The organism is Pseudoalteromonas sp. NS-SX12 (assembly GCF_057367955.1).
Genome location: NZ_CM170634.1, coordinates 718,929 through 731,550 on the forward strand (window position 1 = coordinate 718,929; position 12,622 = coordinate 731,550).

14 protein-coding genes are annotated in these 12,622 nt (G+C 41.1%); 12 read left to right on the forward strand and 2 right to left on the reverse strand.

The window, feature by feature from the left end; genetic code table 11:
- The 10 genes from AC2IOM_RS03445 to AC2IOM_RS03490 are packed head-to-tail and all read left to right on the forward strand — an operon-like array spanning position 1 to position 8,263.
- Complete coding sequence (locus AC2IOM_RS03445) at positions 1 to 957, forward strand: YbgA family protein (RefSeq protein WP_486359135.1); 957 nt, start codon at positions 1 to 3, stop codon at positions 955 to 957.
- The gene (gene phrB / locus AC2IOM_RS03450) at positions 958 to 2,361 is read left to right on the forward strand and encodes a deoxyribodipyrimidine photo-lyase (RefSeq protein ID WP_486359136.1); all 1,404 of its coding nucleotides are present in this window, start codon (positions 958 to 960) and stop codon (positions 2,359 to 2,361) included.
- Positions 2,354 to 2,785 (forward strand): nuclear transport factor 2 family protein, encoded by a 432-nt coding sequence (locus tag AC2IOM_RS03455; RefSeq protein WP_010562214.1) that lies wholly within the window; start codon positions 2,354 to 2,356, stop codon positions 2,783 to 2,785. The genes phrB and AC2IOM_RS03455 overlap by 8 nt, the downstream gene beginning before the upstream one ends.
- Entirely contained in the window at positions 2,782 to 3,504 is a 723-nt protein-coding gene (locus AC2IOM_RS03460; RefSeq protein ID WP_486359137.1) for an SDR family NAD(P)-dependent oxidoreductase, read from the forward strand. The genes AC2IOM_RS03455 and AC2IOM_RS03460 overlap by 4 nt, the downstream gene beginning before the upstream one ends.
- Positions 3,504 to 4,754, forward strand: a complete 1,251-nt coding sequence (locus AC2IOM_RS03465) for an NAD(P)/FAD-dependent oxidoreductase (protein WP_486359138.1) — start codon at positions 3,504 to 3,506, stop codon at positions 4,752 to 4,754. The genes AC2IOM_RS03460 and AC2IOM_RS03465 overlap by 1 nt, the downstream gene beginning before the upstream one ends.
- Positions 4,755 to 4,756: 2 nt before the next feature.
- The gene (locus AC2IOM_RS03470) at positions 4,757 to 5,482 is read left to right on the forward strand and encodes a DUF1365 domain-containing protein (protein ID WP_486359139.1); all 726 of its coding nucleotides are present in this window, start codon (positions 4,757 to 4,759) and stop codon (positions 5,480 to 5,482) included.
- Positions 5,483 to 5,484: 2 nt separating this feature from the next.
- A complete protein-coding gene (locus AC2IOM_RS03475; protein WP_486359140.1) occupies positions 5,485 to 6,759 on the forward strand; it encodes a class I SAM-dependent methyltransferase in 1,275 nt (424 codons plus the stop codon).
- A complete protein-coding gene (locus AC2IOM_RS03480) occupies positions 6,734 to 7,234 on the forward strand; it encodes a DUF2878 domain-containing protein (protein WP_486359141.1) in 501 nt (166 codons plus the stop codon). Before AC2IOM_RS03475 ends, AC2IOM_RS03480 begins: the two co-directional genes overlap by 26 nt.
- 13 nt (positions 7,235 to 7,247) lie before the next feature.
- Positions 7,248 to 7,745 (forward strand): chalcone isomerase family protein, encoded by a 498-nt coding sequence (locus AC2IOM_RS03485; RefSeq protein WP_171043771.1) that lies wholly within the window; start codon positions 7,248 to 7,250, stop codon positions 7,743 to 7,745.
- Entirely contained in the window at positions 7,742 to 8,263 is a 522-nt protein-coding gene (locus AC2IOM_RS03490) for a DUF3833 domain-containing protein (protein ID WP_486359142.1), read from the forward strand. The genes AC2IOM_RS03485 and AC2IOM_RS03490 overlap by 4 nt, the downstream gene beginning before the upstream one ends.
- A 65-nt stretch (positions 8,264 to 8,328) precedes the next feature.
- On the opposite strand, the gene AC2IOM_RS03495 is transcribed toward AC2IOM_RS03490, so the two are convergent.
- Together AC2IOM_RS03495 and AC2IOM_RS03500 are read right to left on the reverse strand one after the other, a co-directional pair.
- Positions 8,329 to 9,123: a UDP-2,3-diacylglucosamine diphosphatase gene (locus AC2IOM_RS03495; protein ID WP_105170339.1), complete on the reverse strand. Its 795-nt coding sequence runs from the start codon at positions 9,121 to 9,123 to the stop codon at positions 8,329 to 8,331.
- Between the two features lie 90 nt (positions 9,124 to 9,213).
- On the reverse strand, positions 9,214 to 9,933 hold the full coding sequence (locus tag AC2IOM_RS03500) for a hypothetical protein (RefSeq protein ID WP_486359143.1): 720 nt from the start codon (positions 9,931 to 9,933) through the stop codon (positions 9,214 to 9,216).
- A gap of 111 nt (positions 9,934 to 10,044) precedes the next feature.
- On the opposite strand from AC2IOM_RS03500, the gene AC2IOM_RS03505 reads away from it, so the two are divergent.
- Together AC2IOM_RS03505 and AC2IOM_RS03510 are read left to right on the forward strand one after the other, a co-directional pair.
- Positions 10,045 to 10,422: a hypothetical protein gene (locus tag AC2IOM_RS03505; protein WP_138634544.1), complete on the forward strand. Its 378-nt coding sequence runs from the start codon at positions 10,045 to 10,047 to the stop codon at positions 10,420 to 10,422.
- 368 nt (positions 10,423 to 10,790) lie between these two features.
- Positions 10,791 to 12,605 (forward strand): assimilatory sulfite reductase (NADPH) flavoprotein subunit, encoded by a 1,815-nt coding sequence (locus tag AC2IOM_RS03510; RefSeq protein ID WP_486359144.1) that lies wholly within the window; start codon positions 10,791 to 10,793, stop codon positions 12,603 to 12,605.
- Positions 12,606 to 12,622 lie beyond the last annotated feature (17 nt).

Sequence of the window (12,622 nt, forward strand, 5' to 3'; positions counted from 1 at the left end):
ATGGTTACAGATAAGGATAAAATTATACTTGGTATAAGCGCCTGCTTAACAGGTGACCAAGTACGCTTTGACAAAAGCCATAAAAAATCTGATTTTTGCGTTAACCAGCTAGGAAAGTTCGTCGAGTATCAAAAATTTTGCCCTGAGGTTGCGGTTGGGTTGCCTGTGCCGCGCCCAACTATTAGGCAAATTAAGCGCGACGATATGATCCATGTTTCACGTCCCGATGGCAGCATGGACGTTACATTAAAAATGAACGAATACGCTGAAAAATCAGCGAGTAAAATGTCGCATTTAAGTGGTTTTGTGTTTATGAAAGGCAGCCCAAGCTGCGGTATGGAACGTGTAAAAGTGTACTATGAGCACGGCAAAGGTTGTGAACACGATGGCGTTGGTTTATTTGCTAAGCAAGTAATGGAACTTAACCCAAATCTGCCCTGTGAAGAAAATGGCCGTCTTAACGACCCGCACCTACGCGAAAATTTTGTACTGCGGGTTTTTACCTACAAAAAATGGCAAAACCTTGTCGCATCGGGGCTTACGATACACAAGCTGACGACGTTCCATGGTCAACAAAAGTATTTAGTTATGAGCCATAATGTAGCGGCGTATAAAGCCCTTGGCAGATTGCTTGGTGAAGAAAACGATTTACCAGTGGAACAATTAGCTGATAAATATATTACGATGTTAATGCAGGCCCTTAAAAAGCCCGCATCCCGAAAAAATCACACGAATACCTTGCAACACCTTCAAGGTTATTTTAAAAAGCATCTAACTAAGCAGAATAAACAAGAACTTAGCGAAAACATTATCGCTTATCACGATGGTTTAGTGCCGTTAATGGTGCCACTCACTTTGATCAACCATCATTTGCAAACTTACCCAAATGATTATTTGGCAAATCAAGCTTATTTAGACCCTTATCCAAAGGATTTAAGGCTCAGATACGGATTATAAATGAGTACTCTTTACTGGATTAGACGGGATTTTCGTTTAGACGATAATCCCGCTTTATTTTATGCGTTACAACAAAATTGCCAGCATGCGGTTTTTATTACAGCCTATGAAACTTGGCAAACTCACAATCATTCAGGCATTCAAATTGATTTTATAGAGCGTCATTTAAATTGGTTTAGCGACCAGCTTACCAAGCTCGGAATTAAAGTGAGCTTTATTGAGTGCGATACGTTTGAGCAACAAATTGCCCAATTATCAGAGTTTTGCCAAGAAAATGACATTACTTCGGTGGTAGCTAATAGCGAACCGGAATTACGCGAAAAAATACGTGACAACAAAGCTGCGCAGCGACTAGAGCTAACGCTATACGATGCTGACACCATTTTGCCTTATGGCGCAGTGCTTAATAAACAAAATGAAATGTTCAAAGTTTTTACGCCATACAAAAAAGCATGGGTAAAAACACTGCAGCAGCATGGCTTTAACCAAAATTATCTTGCAGCAATTAAACAAAGTGAAGAAAGCCTTCATCAAGCCAGTAACATTACATTTAATTATGCCAAGCAAGATTCAAGTAAATGGCCTTTGGCACACGAGTTTATGCAACACGTGTTACCTCGCTTTTTAAATGATAAAGTTATCGACTACGCGCGCGATCGGGATTTCCCAGCAATTAAAGGTACAAGTGGTATTTCACCTTACTTAACCATTGGCGCAATTAGCCCTAAAAGGGTTTTATACGATCTATTATCCTATTACCCGCACATACTTGAAGATGTAAAAGCGCCTATTTTTACTTGGCTAAACGAGCTAATTTGGCGTGAGTTTTATCGCAACTTGCTGCTGTCATTTCCAAATCTAAACAAATTGCACGACTTTCAAGGCAAATTTAAAGGCTTCGACTGGCCAAATGATAACGCTAAATTTACCGCTTGGTGTGAGGCAAAAACTGGATTTCCGATCGTTGATGCCGCTATGCGCCAGTTAAAGCAAACAGGTTGGATGCATAACCGCCTGCGTATGATTGTAGCAAGCTTTTTAACCAAACATTTATTGGTTGATTGGCGCTTAGGGGAAGCTTTTTTTATGCAGCACCTTATTGATGGCGACCTAGCCGCCAATAGCGGTGGCTGGCAATGGGCAGCAGGCACCGGCTGCGATGCACAACCCTATTTCAGAATTTTTAACCCAATAACGCAAAGTGAAAAGTTTGATCCTGACGGCAGCTTTATTCGTAAGTATTTACCAGAACTAGAGAATGTACCGCTTAAGTATATTCATCAACCACAAACCTATTTAAATTCGGTTGGCAATCACAGCTACTGGCCACAACTGGTAGATTTAAAAGAAGCCCGTTTGCAGGCACTTGATTATTATCAGAAAGAGTTAAATAACGATGAGTAACACACAACATATTGATGACTTTTTAACTATGTACAACAAGTTGGATCGCGCCAACTTGTCGCTACTGGCTAATATTTATCATCAAGATGTTGTGTTTATTGACCCATTGCACCGCATTGATGGCCTATCTGCACTTACCAAGTATTTTTCTAATCTGTACGAAAACTTAGACGCTGGGCGTTTTGAAATGAAAAAGGTACTGCAACAAGATAATGCCGTTAGCCTCTACTGGACCATGTACTTCTCGCATAGCAAAATTAAAGCAGGCAAAGAAGTGTCATTTGACGGCAACAGTTACCTTGAGTATCAAGATGGCAAAGTCATTTTTCACCGCGATTATTTCAACGCTGCCGATATGCTTTATCAACATATTCCTGTACTTGGCGGGTTAATAAATTTAGTTAAAAAGCGTGCCACCGCATGAATACGGTACTAATTACAGGTGCCTCATCTGGCATTGGTGAATCACTCGCTAAATACTACGCGACTCAAGGTTTTACTGTATACGCGTGCGGACGCAACCAAGAGAAACTCGATAAGCTCACAAGCGAATTTAACAGCATCATACCGCTGGTTTTTGATCTAAATGACAAGCAAGCCATATTTAGCGCATTAGATAAGAACATCAAACTCGATCAAATCATATTAAACGCGGGTACCTGTGAATACATAGATAACGCAAAACAATTCGATGGTGATTTGTTTGCCCGCGTGATCAACACCAACCTTATTTCTGTTGGTTATTGTTTAGAGGCGTGGTTACCCCAGTTAAATACGGGCGGGCAACTTGGTTTAATGAGTTCAAGTGCTGTTTATGTGCCACTTACTCGCTCACAAGCCTACGGTGCGTCAAAGGCTGGCGTAAGCTATTTAGCGAAAACTCTAAGCATTGATTTAGCACACCACAATATTGGGGTCAGTACAATTCACCCAGGGTTTGTCGCAACCCCTCTAACCGATAAAAATGATTTCCCGATGCCTAGCCGTATTACCAGTGAACAAGCAGCGCAGGCAATCTATCGAGGTATGAAAAACAAACACTACGATATTCATTTTCCCAAACGCTTTACCTTAATACTTAAAACACTCGCACTGTTACCGTTTTTTATCTGGCGCAAACTTGCTATTAGGATGACAAAATAATGAAAAGAATAGCCATTATTGGCAGTGGTATCTCAGGCTTAACCTGCGCTTATTTACTATCAAATAAGTACGATATCACCCTATTTGAAAAAAACGACTACATTGGCGGACACACTGCCACAGTTGATATTGAACATAATGGCGAAAAGCACGCGATTGATACCGGCTTTATTGTTTGTAATAACAAAACATACCCTAATTTTTTAAAGCTATTATCGCAGATTGGGGTTGCTTACAAAGATACTGAAATGAGCTTTAGCGTGCACAATGTGCAAAGCCAAATGGAATACAATGGCCACGGCCTCAATTCATTATTTGCACAGCGTTCAAATATTTTTAAACCTCGTTTTTGGTTGCTAATCAAAGATATTCTGCGCTTTAATAAACTCTGTAAGCAGCTACATCAAACCGATATAGATCCAGCGCTCACGCTCGGCGACTTTTTAGACCAACACGCCTTTAACTATTTCTTTTGCCAGCATTATATTTTGCCGATGGGTGCAGCTATTTGGTCCACCAGCTTACAAGAAATGCGAGACTTCGAGCTGAAATTCTTTGTTCGCTTTTTTTATAACCACGGCTTATTAAATATCAGCGATAGACCGCAATGGCATGTTATTAAAGGCGGCTCGCGAGAATACATTAAGCCATTAACGCGCCGCTTCGCCGATAAAATTCACCTCAACTGCGATATCAAGCAAGTTACGCGCGGCAATACCGGTATTTCTTTAGAATTTGCAGATGGTACAACTCAAATATTCGATGACGTTGTATTTGCCTGTCACTCCGATCAAGCATTAAAACTACTAGGCGATGCGAGCGAGCAAGAACAATCAGTACTCGGTAATATTCCTTACAGCAAGAATGAAGTGGTGCTGCACACCGACATAAACATGCTACCAAAACGCAAGCTTGCGTGGGCAAGCTGGAATTACCGTTTAGACAGTAATAACCCACGCCCTGCTGCAGTAACCTATAATATGAATATATTACAGGGACTTAAAACGGACACTACTTACTGTGTTACGCTCAATCAAACTGAACAAATTGATAAAAGCAAAATTTTACGCAGCTTTGTTTATCATCACCCAGTGTTTAATAAACAAAGTATGGCGGCACAGCAACAACGAGACACAATCTGCGGCACCAATCACACACACTTTTGCGGTGCGTACTGGTATAACGGCTTTCATGAAGATGGCGTTCGCAGTGCACTCGACGTATGTAAACGCTTTGATTGCGAACTATAACTATGAATAGCGGCATATACTGCGGACAAGTAAGGCATAGACGCTTTTCCCCTAAGCAACATGCCTTTAGCTATAGCATGTATATGCTGGCACTTGATTTAGACGAACTAGACTTAGTCGCCACAACTAGCCATTTGTTTAGCCTTAAAAAATTCGCGCCAATTAGCTTTTTTCAAGACGATTATATTAAAGGTGAACCGGGCAACTTAAAGCAACGTATTGCCAGTAAAGTTACACAGTTAGGTGGTAACTGGGATGGCACAAAAGTAACCTTTATGGGGCAATGCCGAAATTTCGGTATCTATTTTAGCCCTGCAAATTTTTTCTTTTGTTACGACCAAGATAATGTTTGTACAACCATGCTAGTTGAAGTTTCGAATACGCCTTGGTTAGAGCGTCACTACTATGTGGTGGATATTTCTAAACAACAACGCATGGATAAAACATTTCATGTGTCGCCGTTTATGGATTTAGATATGCAATATGTATGGCGTGTAAAAGCGCCACAAGAAAAAGTACTTATTCATATCGAAAACCATAAATCAGAGAAAGTGTTTGACGCCACAGTAGCATTATCACGCTGCGAATTTTCGCGCAGAAATATGCTTAAGACATGGCTAAGTACACCAGCAATGACACTAAAAGTCGTCGCTGGCATTTACTGGCAAGCACTTAAGCTTTTTGCCAAACGCATCCCATTTATTGCGCACCCAAACGCGAGAGGATAATTATGGAGCAGCAAAGTACCAGCTCAACCAATCTAACGCAGGAAAACGAGTTATCGTGGTTTACATCACGCTGTCGCTCACTTGTTTTAAACGCACTAAATCAAATTGAAAATGCCGGCGTAGAAATTGAAGAAAACGGTCAGATTACGTTTCTAGGTAACCAAGACAGTGAATTGCGCGGCAAGTTAATAGTGCTTGATCCAAGCCTTTACATCGATTTTATTAAAGGTGGTAGCATTGCAGCAGCAGAAGGCTACCTCAACAAGAAGTGGACATCACCTAACTTAACCGAGTTAATTCGTGTTTTTGCCCGCAGTAGCAGTACGCTTGATCAGGTAGAAGCTAAAAAATCGCTGTTAACTAAAATTAAAAACTTTTTGTTTCACTGGGGCAATGCCAATACACAATCTGGCTCAAAGAAAAACATTCTCGCCCATTATGATTTAGGTAACGAGCTCTACACCCGCTTTTTAGATAGCACTATGATGTACTCAAGCGCCATCTATTCAAATGAAGCAACTGACTTACATTCAGCACAACTTAATAAATTAAAAACCATTTGTGACAAGCTTAAACTTTCTGAAAGTGACCATTTGATTGAAATCGGTACTGGCTGGGGCGGTTTAGCTATTTTTGCCGCTAAGAATTATGGCTGCAAGGTTACTACAACCACAATTTCTGACGCGCAATACGAGTACGCCGTCGAAAAAGTAAAAGCCGAAGGGTTAGAAGATAAAATCACATTACTGAAAAAAGATTACCGCTTACTGGAAGGTAAATACGACAAGCTGGTTTCAATCGAAATGATTGAAGCAGTTGGTCATAAGTTTATGGCGGAGTTTTTTGCTAAATGTAACAGCCTGCTGAAAGATTCAGGCCTAATGCTCATCCAAGCAATTACCATTTTAGATGCCCGTTACAAACACTACCGCAATAATGTTGATTTTATTCAACGTTATATTTTTCCGGGCGGCTGTTTACCGTCTAACGCGGTAATGAATCAGCACATTGCCGAACAAACTAATATGATGATCGATAACGTGGAAGACATTGGCTTACATTATGCGCGAACACTTTACGATTGGCGCATGAAATTTGATAACGCCTGGTCAGAGTTAACTCAATTTGGTTTTGATGAGCAATTTAAGCGTCTATGGCACTTCTACTTATGTTATTGCGAAGGCGCATTCATTGAGCGCGTGATCAGTACCCATCAGCTCGTTATGCGTAAGCCTCATTATCGCGATAATCATGACCAGCAAATTTTGGCTTACTAACCTTGTTTTATTTCAGCTAGCATGGTTTTGCTGTGCGCTACTCACAGCAAATGCCAGCTGGCTGACTCCATTAATCGTTGCCCTTCACTTTGCTTTATCGCCAACAAAACGAAGCGATGCAAAGCTATTACCCTTTGCCCTTTTTGGTTGTGTAATTGATTACATACTCTTTCAACTGAATGTGATTAGTTTTACCGCCGAGCAATTCCCACTTTGGCTGCTATGCCTATGGGTTATGTTTGTACTTTCAATTAATCATTCATTAAGCTGGTTAGGAAAGTGTAAGCTTTGGTTAGTTGCCATTATTGGCGCATTTGGCGGTGCGCTGAGTTACCTTGGTGCGCTTAATTTTTCTGCCATCATCACATCTTTAAACCAACTATCACTCTTTACTGTGTACGCAATTATTTGGGCACTGCTGCTACCCGCATTGATCGTTTTTAAACAAAGGCTCGTAGAATCTAAACACAACTAACTGGATGTTAGCCATGTTTAAAACATTACTTATTGCGACCTTTTTATTCGCCCCAAATCTTTTTGCGATACAAACAAGCCAACTCACTAAATACGGTGAAGGTGAAATGAAAGTGCTATTTTGGCATTTATACAAAGCCGAGCTATTTGGCAGCAAAACGCGTTACTCCTTTGACGACGCTAAACTCGCGCTTAAAATCACCTATTACCGCGATATAGACAAAGAGGACTTAATAGAAGCAACTGCAGACCAATGGCAACACATTGGCGTGACCCATCAAAACATACCCAAGTGGCTAGATGAACTCGCTACCATTTGGCCAAACATTAAAAAGAACGACATGCTGATTGTGACGCGTAATGAAGACAACAGCGCAAGCTTTTTCAATCACCAAGGGCTTTTAGGCACTGTAAACGATCCTGACTTTGGCGATGCATTCTTAAATATTTGGTTATCGGAAAAAACCACTCGCCCAAAATTGCGAGCAAAACTTGTTGGAGATAAAAAATGAAACGATTGCTAATTGTGGCACTAACCATATTAATTTCAGCATGTTCAAGCCCAGATATTAATGATTACATAAGTACTTCTCCCAACCTTAAATTAGAGCAATTCTTTAACGGTAAACTAACGGCTCACGGTGTAGTGCTTGATCGCTCAGGCGCATTAACACGACGCTTTAGCGTTGATTTAGTGGGTACGTGGCAAGACGATAAAGGCAAACTCGAAGAATGGTTTGTTTATGACGACGGGGAAAAACAAACACGTACTTGGTATTTAGAAAACTTAGGTGACGGCAATTACAAAGGCACCGCCAATGATGTAGTAGGTACTGCGATGGGCACGGCTAGAGGCTCTGCGCTTTATTGGCGTTATCAATTAGTCATAAGCTACCAAGGCGAACCGCTCGAAGTCACGCTAGACGATTGGATGTTTTTGATTAATGAAAAACGCCTTATCAACCGAACCGAAATTATAAAGTTTGGTATCAAAGTAGGTGAAGTCATTCTTACTATCGAGAAAGAGTAGTAAGTAGGTGTTAGATGCCGCAGCTCAAGCTAAAGCATCTACAAAACTCAAGCATCAAAACAAGTTTAAGCAGCCTGCTCGCTGTGTTTCTGACTTAAATCGACCACTTTCAAGCTGGTTTGAATATCAGACCAATGCAACAACTCAATACGGCCTGACTCATCCTCCACCAGCACAGTGCAGTTTTCTATCCAATCACCGTCATTACAATACAAAATGCCATCGATTTTTTTAATGTCTGGTTGATGAATATGACCGCAAATAATGCCATCGACACCTTGCTTTTTCGCTTCGTGCACAGCGGCTTTTTCAAACGCAGCGATTGCTTGGCGTGCTTTATGAATTCGGTTTTTAATCCAAGACGCAAGCGACCAATAGTGACTGCCGAATAAGCGCCGCACACGATTGTGCCAACGATTCAAAAACAGTAAAAAATCGTATGCGCTATCGCCAATAATACTGATCAGTTTGCTATAACGCGTTGCAGAGTCAAAGTCATCGCCATGCACAAGCAAAAAACGCTTACCGGTTTTGGCTGTGTGAATAAAGCTGCGATGCACTTCAACATTCATAAATGCTTCGCCAACATAAGCGCGAAAGGTTTCATCATGGTTGCCGGGAATATAAATAACACGTGTGCCAGAGTTGGCTTTGTTGCGAATACACTCTAACACTTGATAATGGCTTGGTTGCCAGTAAAATTGTCGTTTCATCGACCATAAATCAATGATATCGCCAACTAAGTAAAGCACATCGCATTCTGTATTGGTGAGAAAATCCAGTAAGAATTCAGCCTTACAGTCTTTGTAACCCAAATGCACATCTGAGATCCAAATACAGGAATAATATTGCTTTGCCATATTCGCGCTTCCTTATGTGTAATAAGTCTTACGCTAAAAACATCCGATGACAAATTAGCGGCACTTATAAGAAAGCTTTATGACAACAAATCAATTTGCCAGAACTTTTCGTTTTCTTCTAAAAGGCATATTTTGAAACAACAGCATCATTCCTGACATACAAAACAATACAGCAACAGCGGCAAAACTAATTAATAATGGATTATTAAAATCTTCACGCTCGTCATAATCCATTATGTGCAGCATCCAAAAGAAATCAAAAATACGCCAAATAGTGCTACGTACAGTAATTACCTGACCCGAATCAGCTTGTATATACAATGTAGTGTTAACATTATCCGCAAAGTCTATACGCCAAATATTGCTTTTATAACCGACCTCTCTCGGCCCCTCTTTTAAAAGTGATGCGGTCGCGTCTATGGTTTGGCTATCAGCCAAGTAATGGGCCTTTGCCTGTCTGATAATTTGCTGTTTATTAGGTGCCTCGAGTTTCTCTCCCGTTTCGCCATGCAAGTAAACTCGCTTTTTATGGCCGACTAATTCAATTACAGGAGTCTCTAAGAAGTGTATGAAATTGACATTTTTCAATCCAATATTGTATTGCTTAAAGTTATCAAAATTACTTGTATATACATCTTGCGAGAAAGGATTTTCTAACTGTCGTTTGGCAAGGTGTTTACCGTGTACATATTCCAGTGGAATCGCACTCATAACTAAGCCACCCAATAACCATGCGAATACTTGTAACGCGAGTAAATAACCTAACCATTTGTGGCACTTACGCGCCCATTTAAACCACGATTTTTTCATTATTGTTCTCGTTATTGGGTTTTTCCGCTCGTAATATCGTCTTCGCGAAACTAGAGATAAAAGCCAATCTAATGTAAAGTTAGCGATTAAGCAATTACAGAGAAAACATCAATGTCAGATATTCAGTTTCTTAATGTCGACCTAGAAATCGAGTCAAAACAAGATATTGCCCAATTAGTTTCAGACTTAGGTAAATCGGCTATGGTTCTTCACTACGACAAAGATGAAACTCGTCAGTTGGCGCGTATAGAGGCAAACATTGACGTAACTTCTCCTGACAGTGCAATTAATCACTTATGTGAATTGATCGAATCCTGTTCTCGCAACGCTTTAAAGCAATGGCTTAGCTGTACAAGACGCACATTCGATATTGGCTTTCAAAGTGGTAAAAACCCAAAGTGTTTTAACCAGGCGCTTCACGCCGATACTCTGCTTAGAATTTCAGCCATAGGCGCGGGCATTGAAATCACACTTTATCCGGTTGAGTAACTCGTTCACAAACACCACCCGCGAGATTGATCACAGTGAATTACAACCTACTCACTGTGATTAAAACCACTAAAAGTAATCACTTTCACTTACCTTTATTGAATATTATCCAATCGAAATACCGCAACGTGCCGCAACTAATTTCAAGCACAACAATCAATTAACGCATCGGCTCTCAATAAAAATTATAAATAACACGTCATACATTCCTTTTTGGAATAACAAAGCACTTTCTATTATTTTTTTCTTTGCCATGACATCGTTATATTTCACCATCAGAGAAGCTTAAAAAGGTGTGTTGTTACTAGATGTATAACAAGCACCGTTAAGAAACGTATAAACCATTTGGTGGTCGAGGAAAAAATTCCATGTTGTTAAGTCAACTTTCTGCGCAAGCGAGTCCGCTTACGCCAGAGCAAGTACAGAAGTTACAAGCGCTTACTGCTGAACTGAACCCAATTCAACAAGCTTGGGTGAGTGGTTACTTAGCAGCAAATGCCAATACAGCAGCATTATCAGGTCAGGTTGCGGGCGCAGCACCACAAGCAGGCGAAGCTGCGGCATTAACCATTCTTTATGGTTCACAAACAGGTAATGCCAAAGGCGTCGCTAACCAGCTAAAAGCAGCAGCTGAAGCGAAAGGCTTAGCGGTAAAGCTGGTGAACATGGCTGACTACAAACCAGCTCAACTTAAGAAAGAAAAGTTTATTGCTGTTGCTGTTTCTACTTATGGTGAGGGTGAGCCGCCAGAAGACGCTGAAAATCTACATGCGTTCTTAGCTTCGAAAAAAGCACCTAAACTTGATGGCATTAAAGTAGCGGTTATCGGCCTAGGTGATTCAAGCTATGAATTCTTCTGCCAAACGGCGATCGATTTTGAAGAGCGCTTTAAAGCACTCGGCGCAGAAACGGTTGTTGCCCGCGCTGATTTAGACGTTGATTATGAAGACCAAGCAACAGCTTGGATCGGTGGTGCGGTTGAAGCATTCGAACCTGAGCTAAAAGCACAATCACAAGGTTCAGCACAGGTTATTCCTATGGCTGGTTTCGGTGCAGCACCAGCGCAAAGCCAATACACTAAGCAAAACCCATTTGCGGCAGAGCTAAGTGTGGTACAAAAGATCACAGGTCGCGACTCTACGAAAGATGTTCGTCACATTGAGATTTCATTAGAAGGCTCTGACATCACGTATCTTCCAGGTGATTCTTTAGGTGTTTATTTCTTAAATGACGAAGCACTTGTTGATGAAACGCTGGCACTATTAAACATTGATGGCGCGACTGAAATCACATTAGGTGAAGAAACCCTATCAATTCGCACAGCACTTATTGAAAAACTAGAGCTAACCCAGTCTTACCCTGGTTTCGTTGAAAAGTACGCACAAGCGACTAACAGCGCCGAGCTATTAAAGCTAGTTGAAGATAAAGCAGCAATGCGCGAGTACATCGAAGCGCGTCAAATCTTCGATATTATCAAGCAAAACCCTAGCGATATCAGTGCACAAGACCTAGCAAACTGCCTACGTAAGTTACAGGCACGTTTATATTCAATTGCTTCAAGCCAAGCTGAAGTGGAAGAAGAAGTGCACTTAACAGTTGGTTTAGTTGAATTTGATGCCTTTGGCGAAAAACACTTTGGTGGTTGTTCTGGCTATCTAGCAAATCGTGCCGAAGAAGGCGTACAAGTTAAAGTATTTAGCGAGCATAACGACAACTTCCGTTTACCAAACGACGATAACACACCAGTTATCATGGTCGGCCCAGGTACGGGTATCGCACCTTTCCGAGCATTCTTGCAAGAGCGTGATGCACGTGAAGCGGAAGGTGATAACTGGTTATTCTTCGGTAACCCGCACTTCACCCAAGATTTCTTATACCAAGTAGAGATCCAAGGTTATGTGAAGTCTGGCCTACTAAACAAAGTAGACCTAGCATTTAGCCGCGACCAAGCAGAAAAAGTATACGTGCAAGACCGCCTTCGCGAGAAAGGCGAGGAAGTGTTTGCATGGTTAGAAAAAGGTGCGCATTTCTATATTTGTGGTGACGCAAACCGCATGGCGAAAGACGTTCACCAAGCACTTATCGACATTATTAAAGCCCATGGTGGCAAAGATGACGAGCAAGCTGAAAGCTATTTAAAAGAGCTTCGCAGCAACAACCGTTATCAAAAAGACGTGTACTAACAGTTTGTTAGTACACC

What these genes read in the sequence shown, in the direction of transcription:
- AC2IOM_RS03500 (WP_486359143.1), bottom strand. Translation starts at nt 9,933, where the DNA reads ATGAAAAAATCGTGGTTTAAATGGGCGCGTAAGTGCCACAAATGGTTA.
- AC2IOM_RS03445 (WP_486359135.1), top strand. Translation starts at nt 1, where the DNA reads ATGGTTACAGATAAGGATAAAATTATACTTGGTATAAGCGCCTGCTTA.
- AC2IOM_RS03490 (WP_486359142.1), top strand. Translation starts at nt 7,742, where the DNA reads ATGAAACGATTGCTAATTGTGGCACTAACCATATTAATTTCAGCATGT.
- AC2IOM_RS03480 (WP_486359141.1), top strand. Translation starts at nt 6,734, where the DNA reads ATGACCAGCAAATTTTGGCTTACTAACCTTGTTTTATTTCAGCTAGCA.
- AC2IOM_RS03505 (WP_138634544.1), top strand. Translation starts at nt 10,045, where the DNA reads ATGTCAGATATTCAGTTTCTTAATGTCGACCTAGAAATCGAGTCAAAA.
- AC2IOM_RS03510 (WP_486359144.1), top strand. Translation starts at nt 10,791, where the DNA reads ATGTTGTTAAGTCAACTTTCTGCGCAAGCGAGTCCGCTTACGCCAGAG.
- AC2IOM_RS03460 (WP_486359137.1), top strand. Translation starts at nt 2,782, where the DNA reads ATGAATACGGTACTAATTACAGGTGCCTCATCTGGCATTGGTGAATCA.
- AC2IOM_RS03485 (WP_171043771.1), top strand. Translation starts at nt 7,248, where the DNA reads ATGTTTAAAACATTACTTATTGCGACCTTTTTATTCGCCCCAAATCTT.
- AC2IOM_RS03465 (WP_486359138.1), top strand. Translation starts at nt 3,504, where the DNA reads ATGAAAAGAATAGCCATTATTGGCAGTGGTATCTCAGGCTTAACCTGC.
- AC2IOM_RS03495 (WP_105170339.1), bottom strand. Translation starts at nt 9,123, where the DNA reads ATGGCAAAGCAATATTATTCCTGTATTTGGATCTCAGATGTGCATTTG.
- AC2IOM_RS03455 (WP_010562214.1), top strand. Translation starts at nt 2,354, where the DNA reads ATGAGTAACACACAACATATTGATGACTTTTTAACTATGTACAACAAG.
- AC2IOM_RS03475 (WP_486359140.1), top strand. Translation starts at nt 5,485, where the DNA reads ATGGAGCAGCAAAGTACCAGCTCAACCAATCTAACGCAGGAAAACGAG.
- phrB (WP_486359136.1), top strand. Translation starts at nt 958, where the DNA reads ATGAGTACTCTTTACTGGATTAGACGGGATTTTCGTTTAGACGATAAT.
- AC2IOM_RS03470 (WP_486359139.1), top strand. Translation starts at nt 4,757, where the DNA reads ATGAATAGCGGCATATACTGCGGACAAGTAAGGCATAGACGCTTTTCC.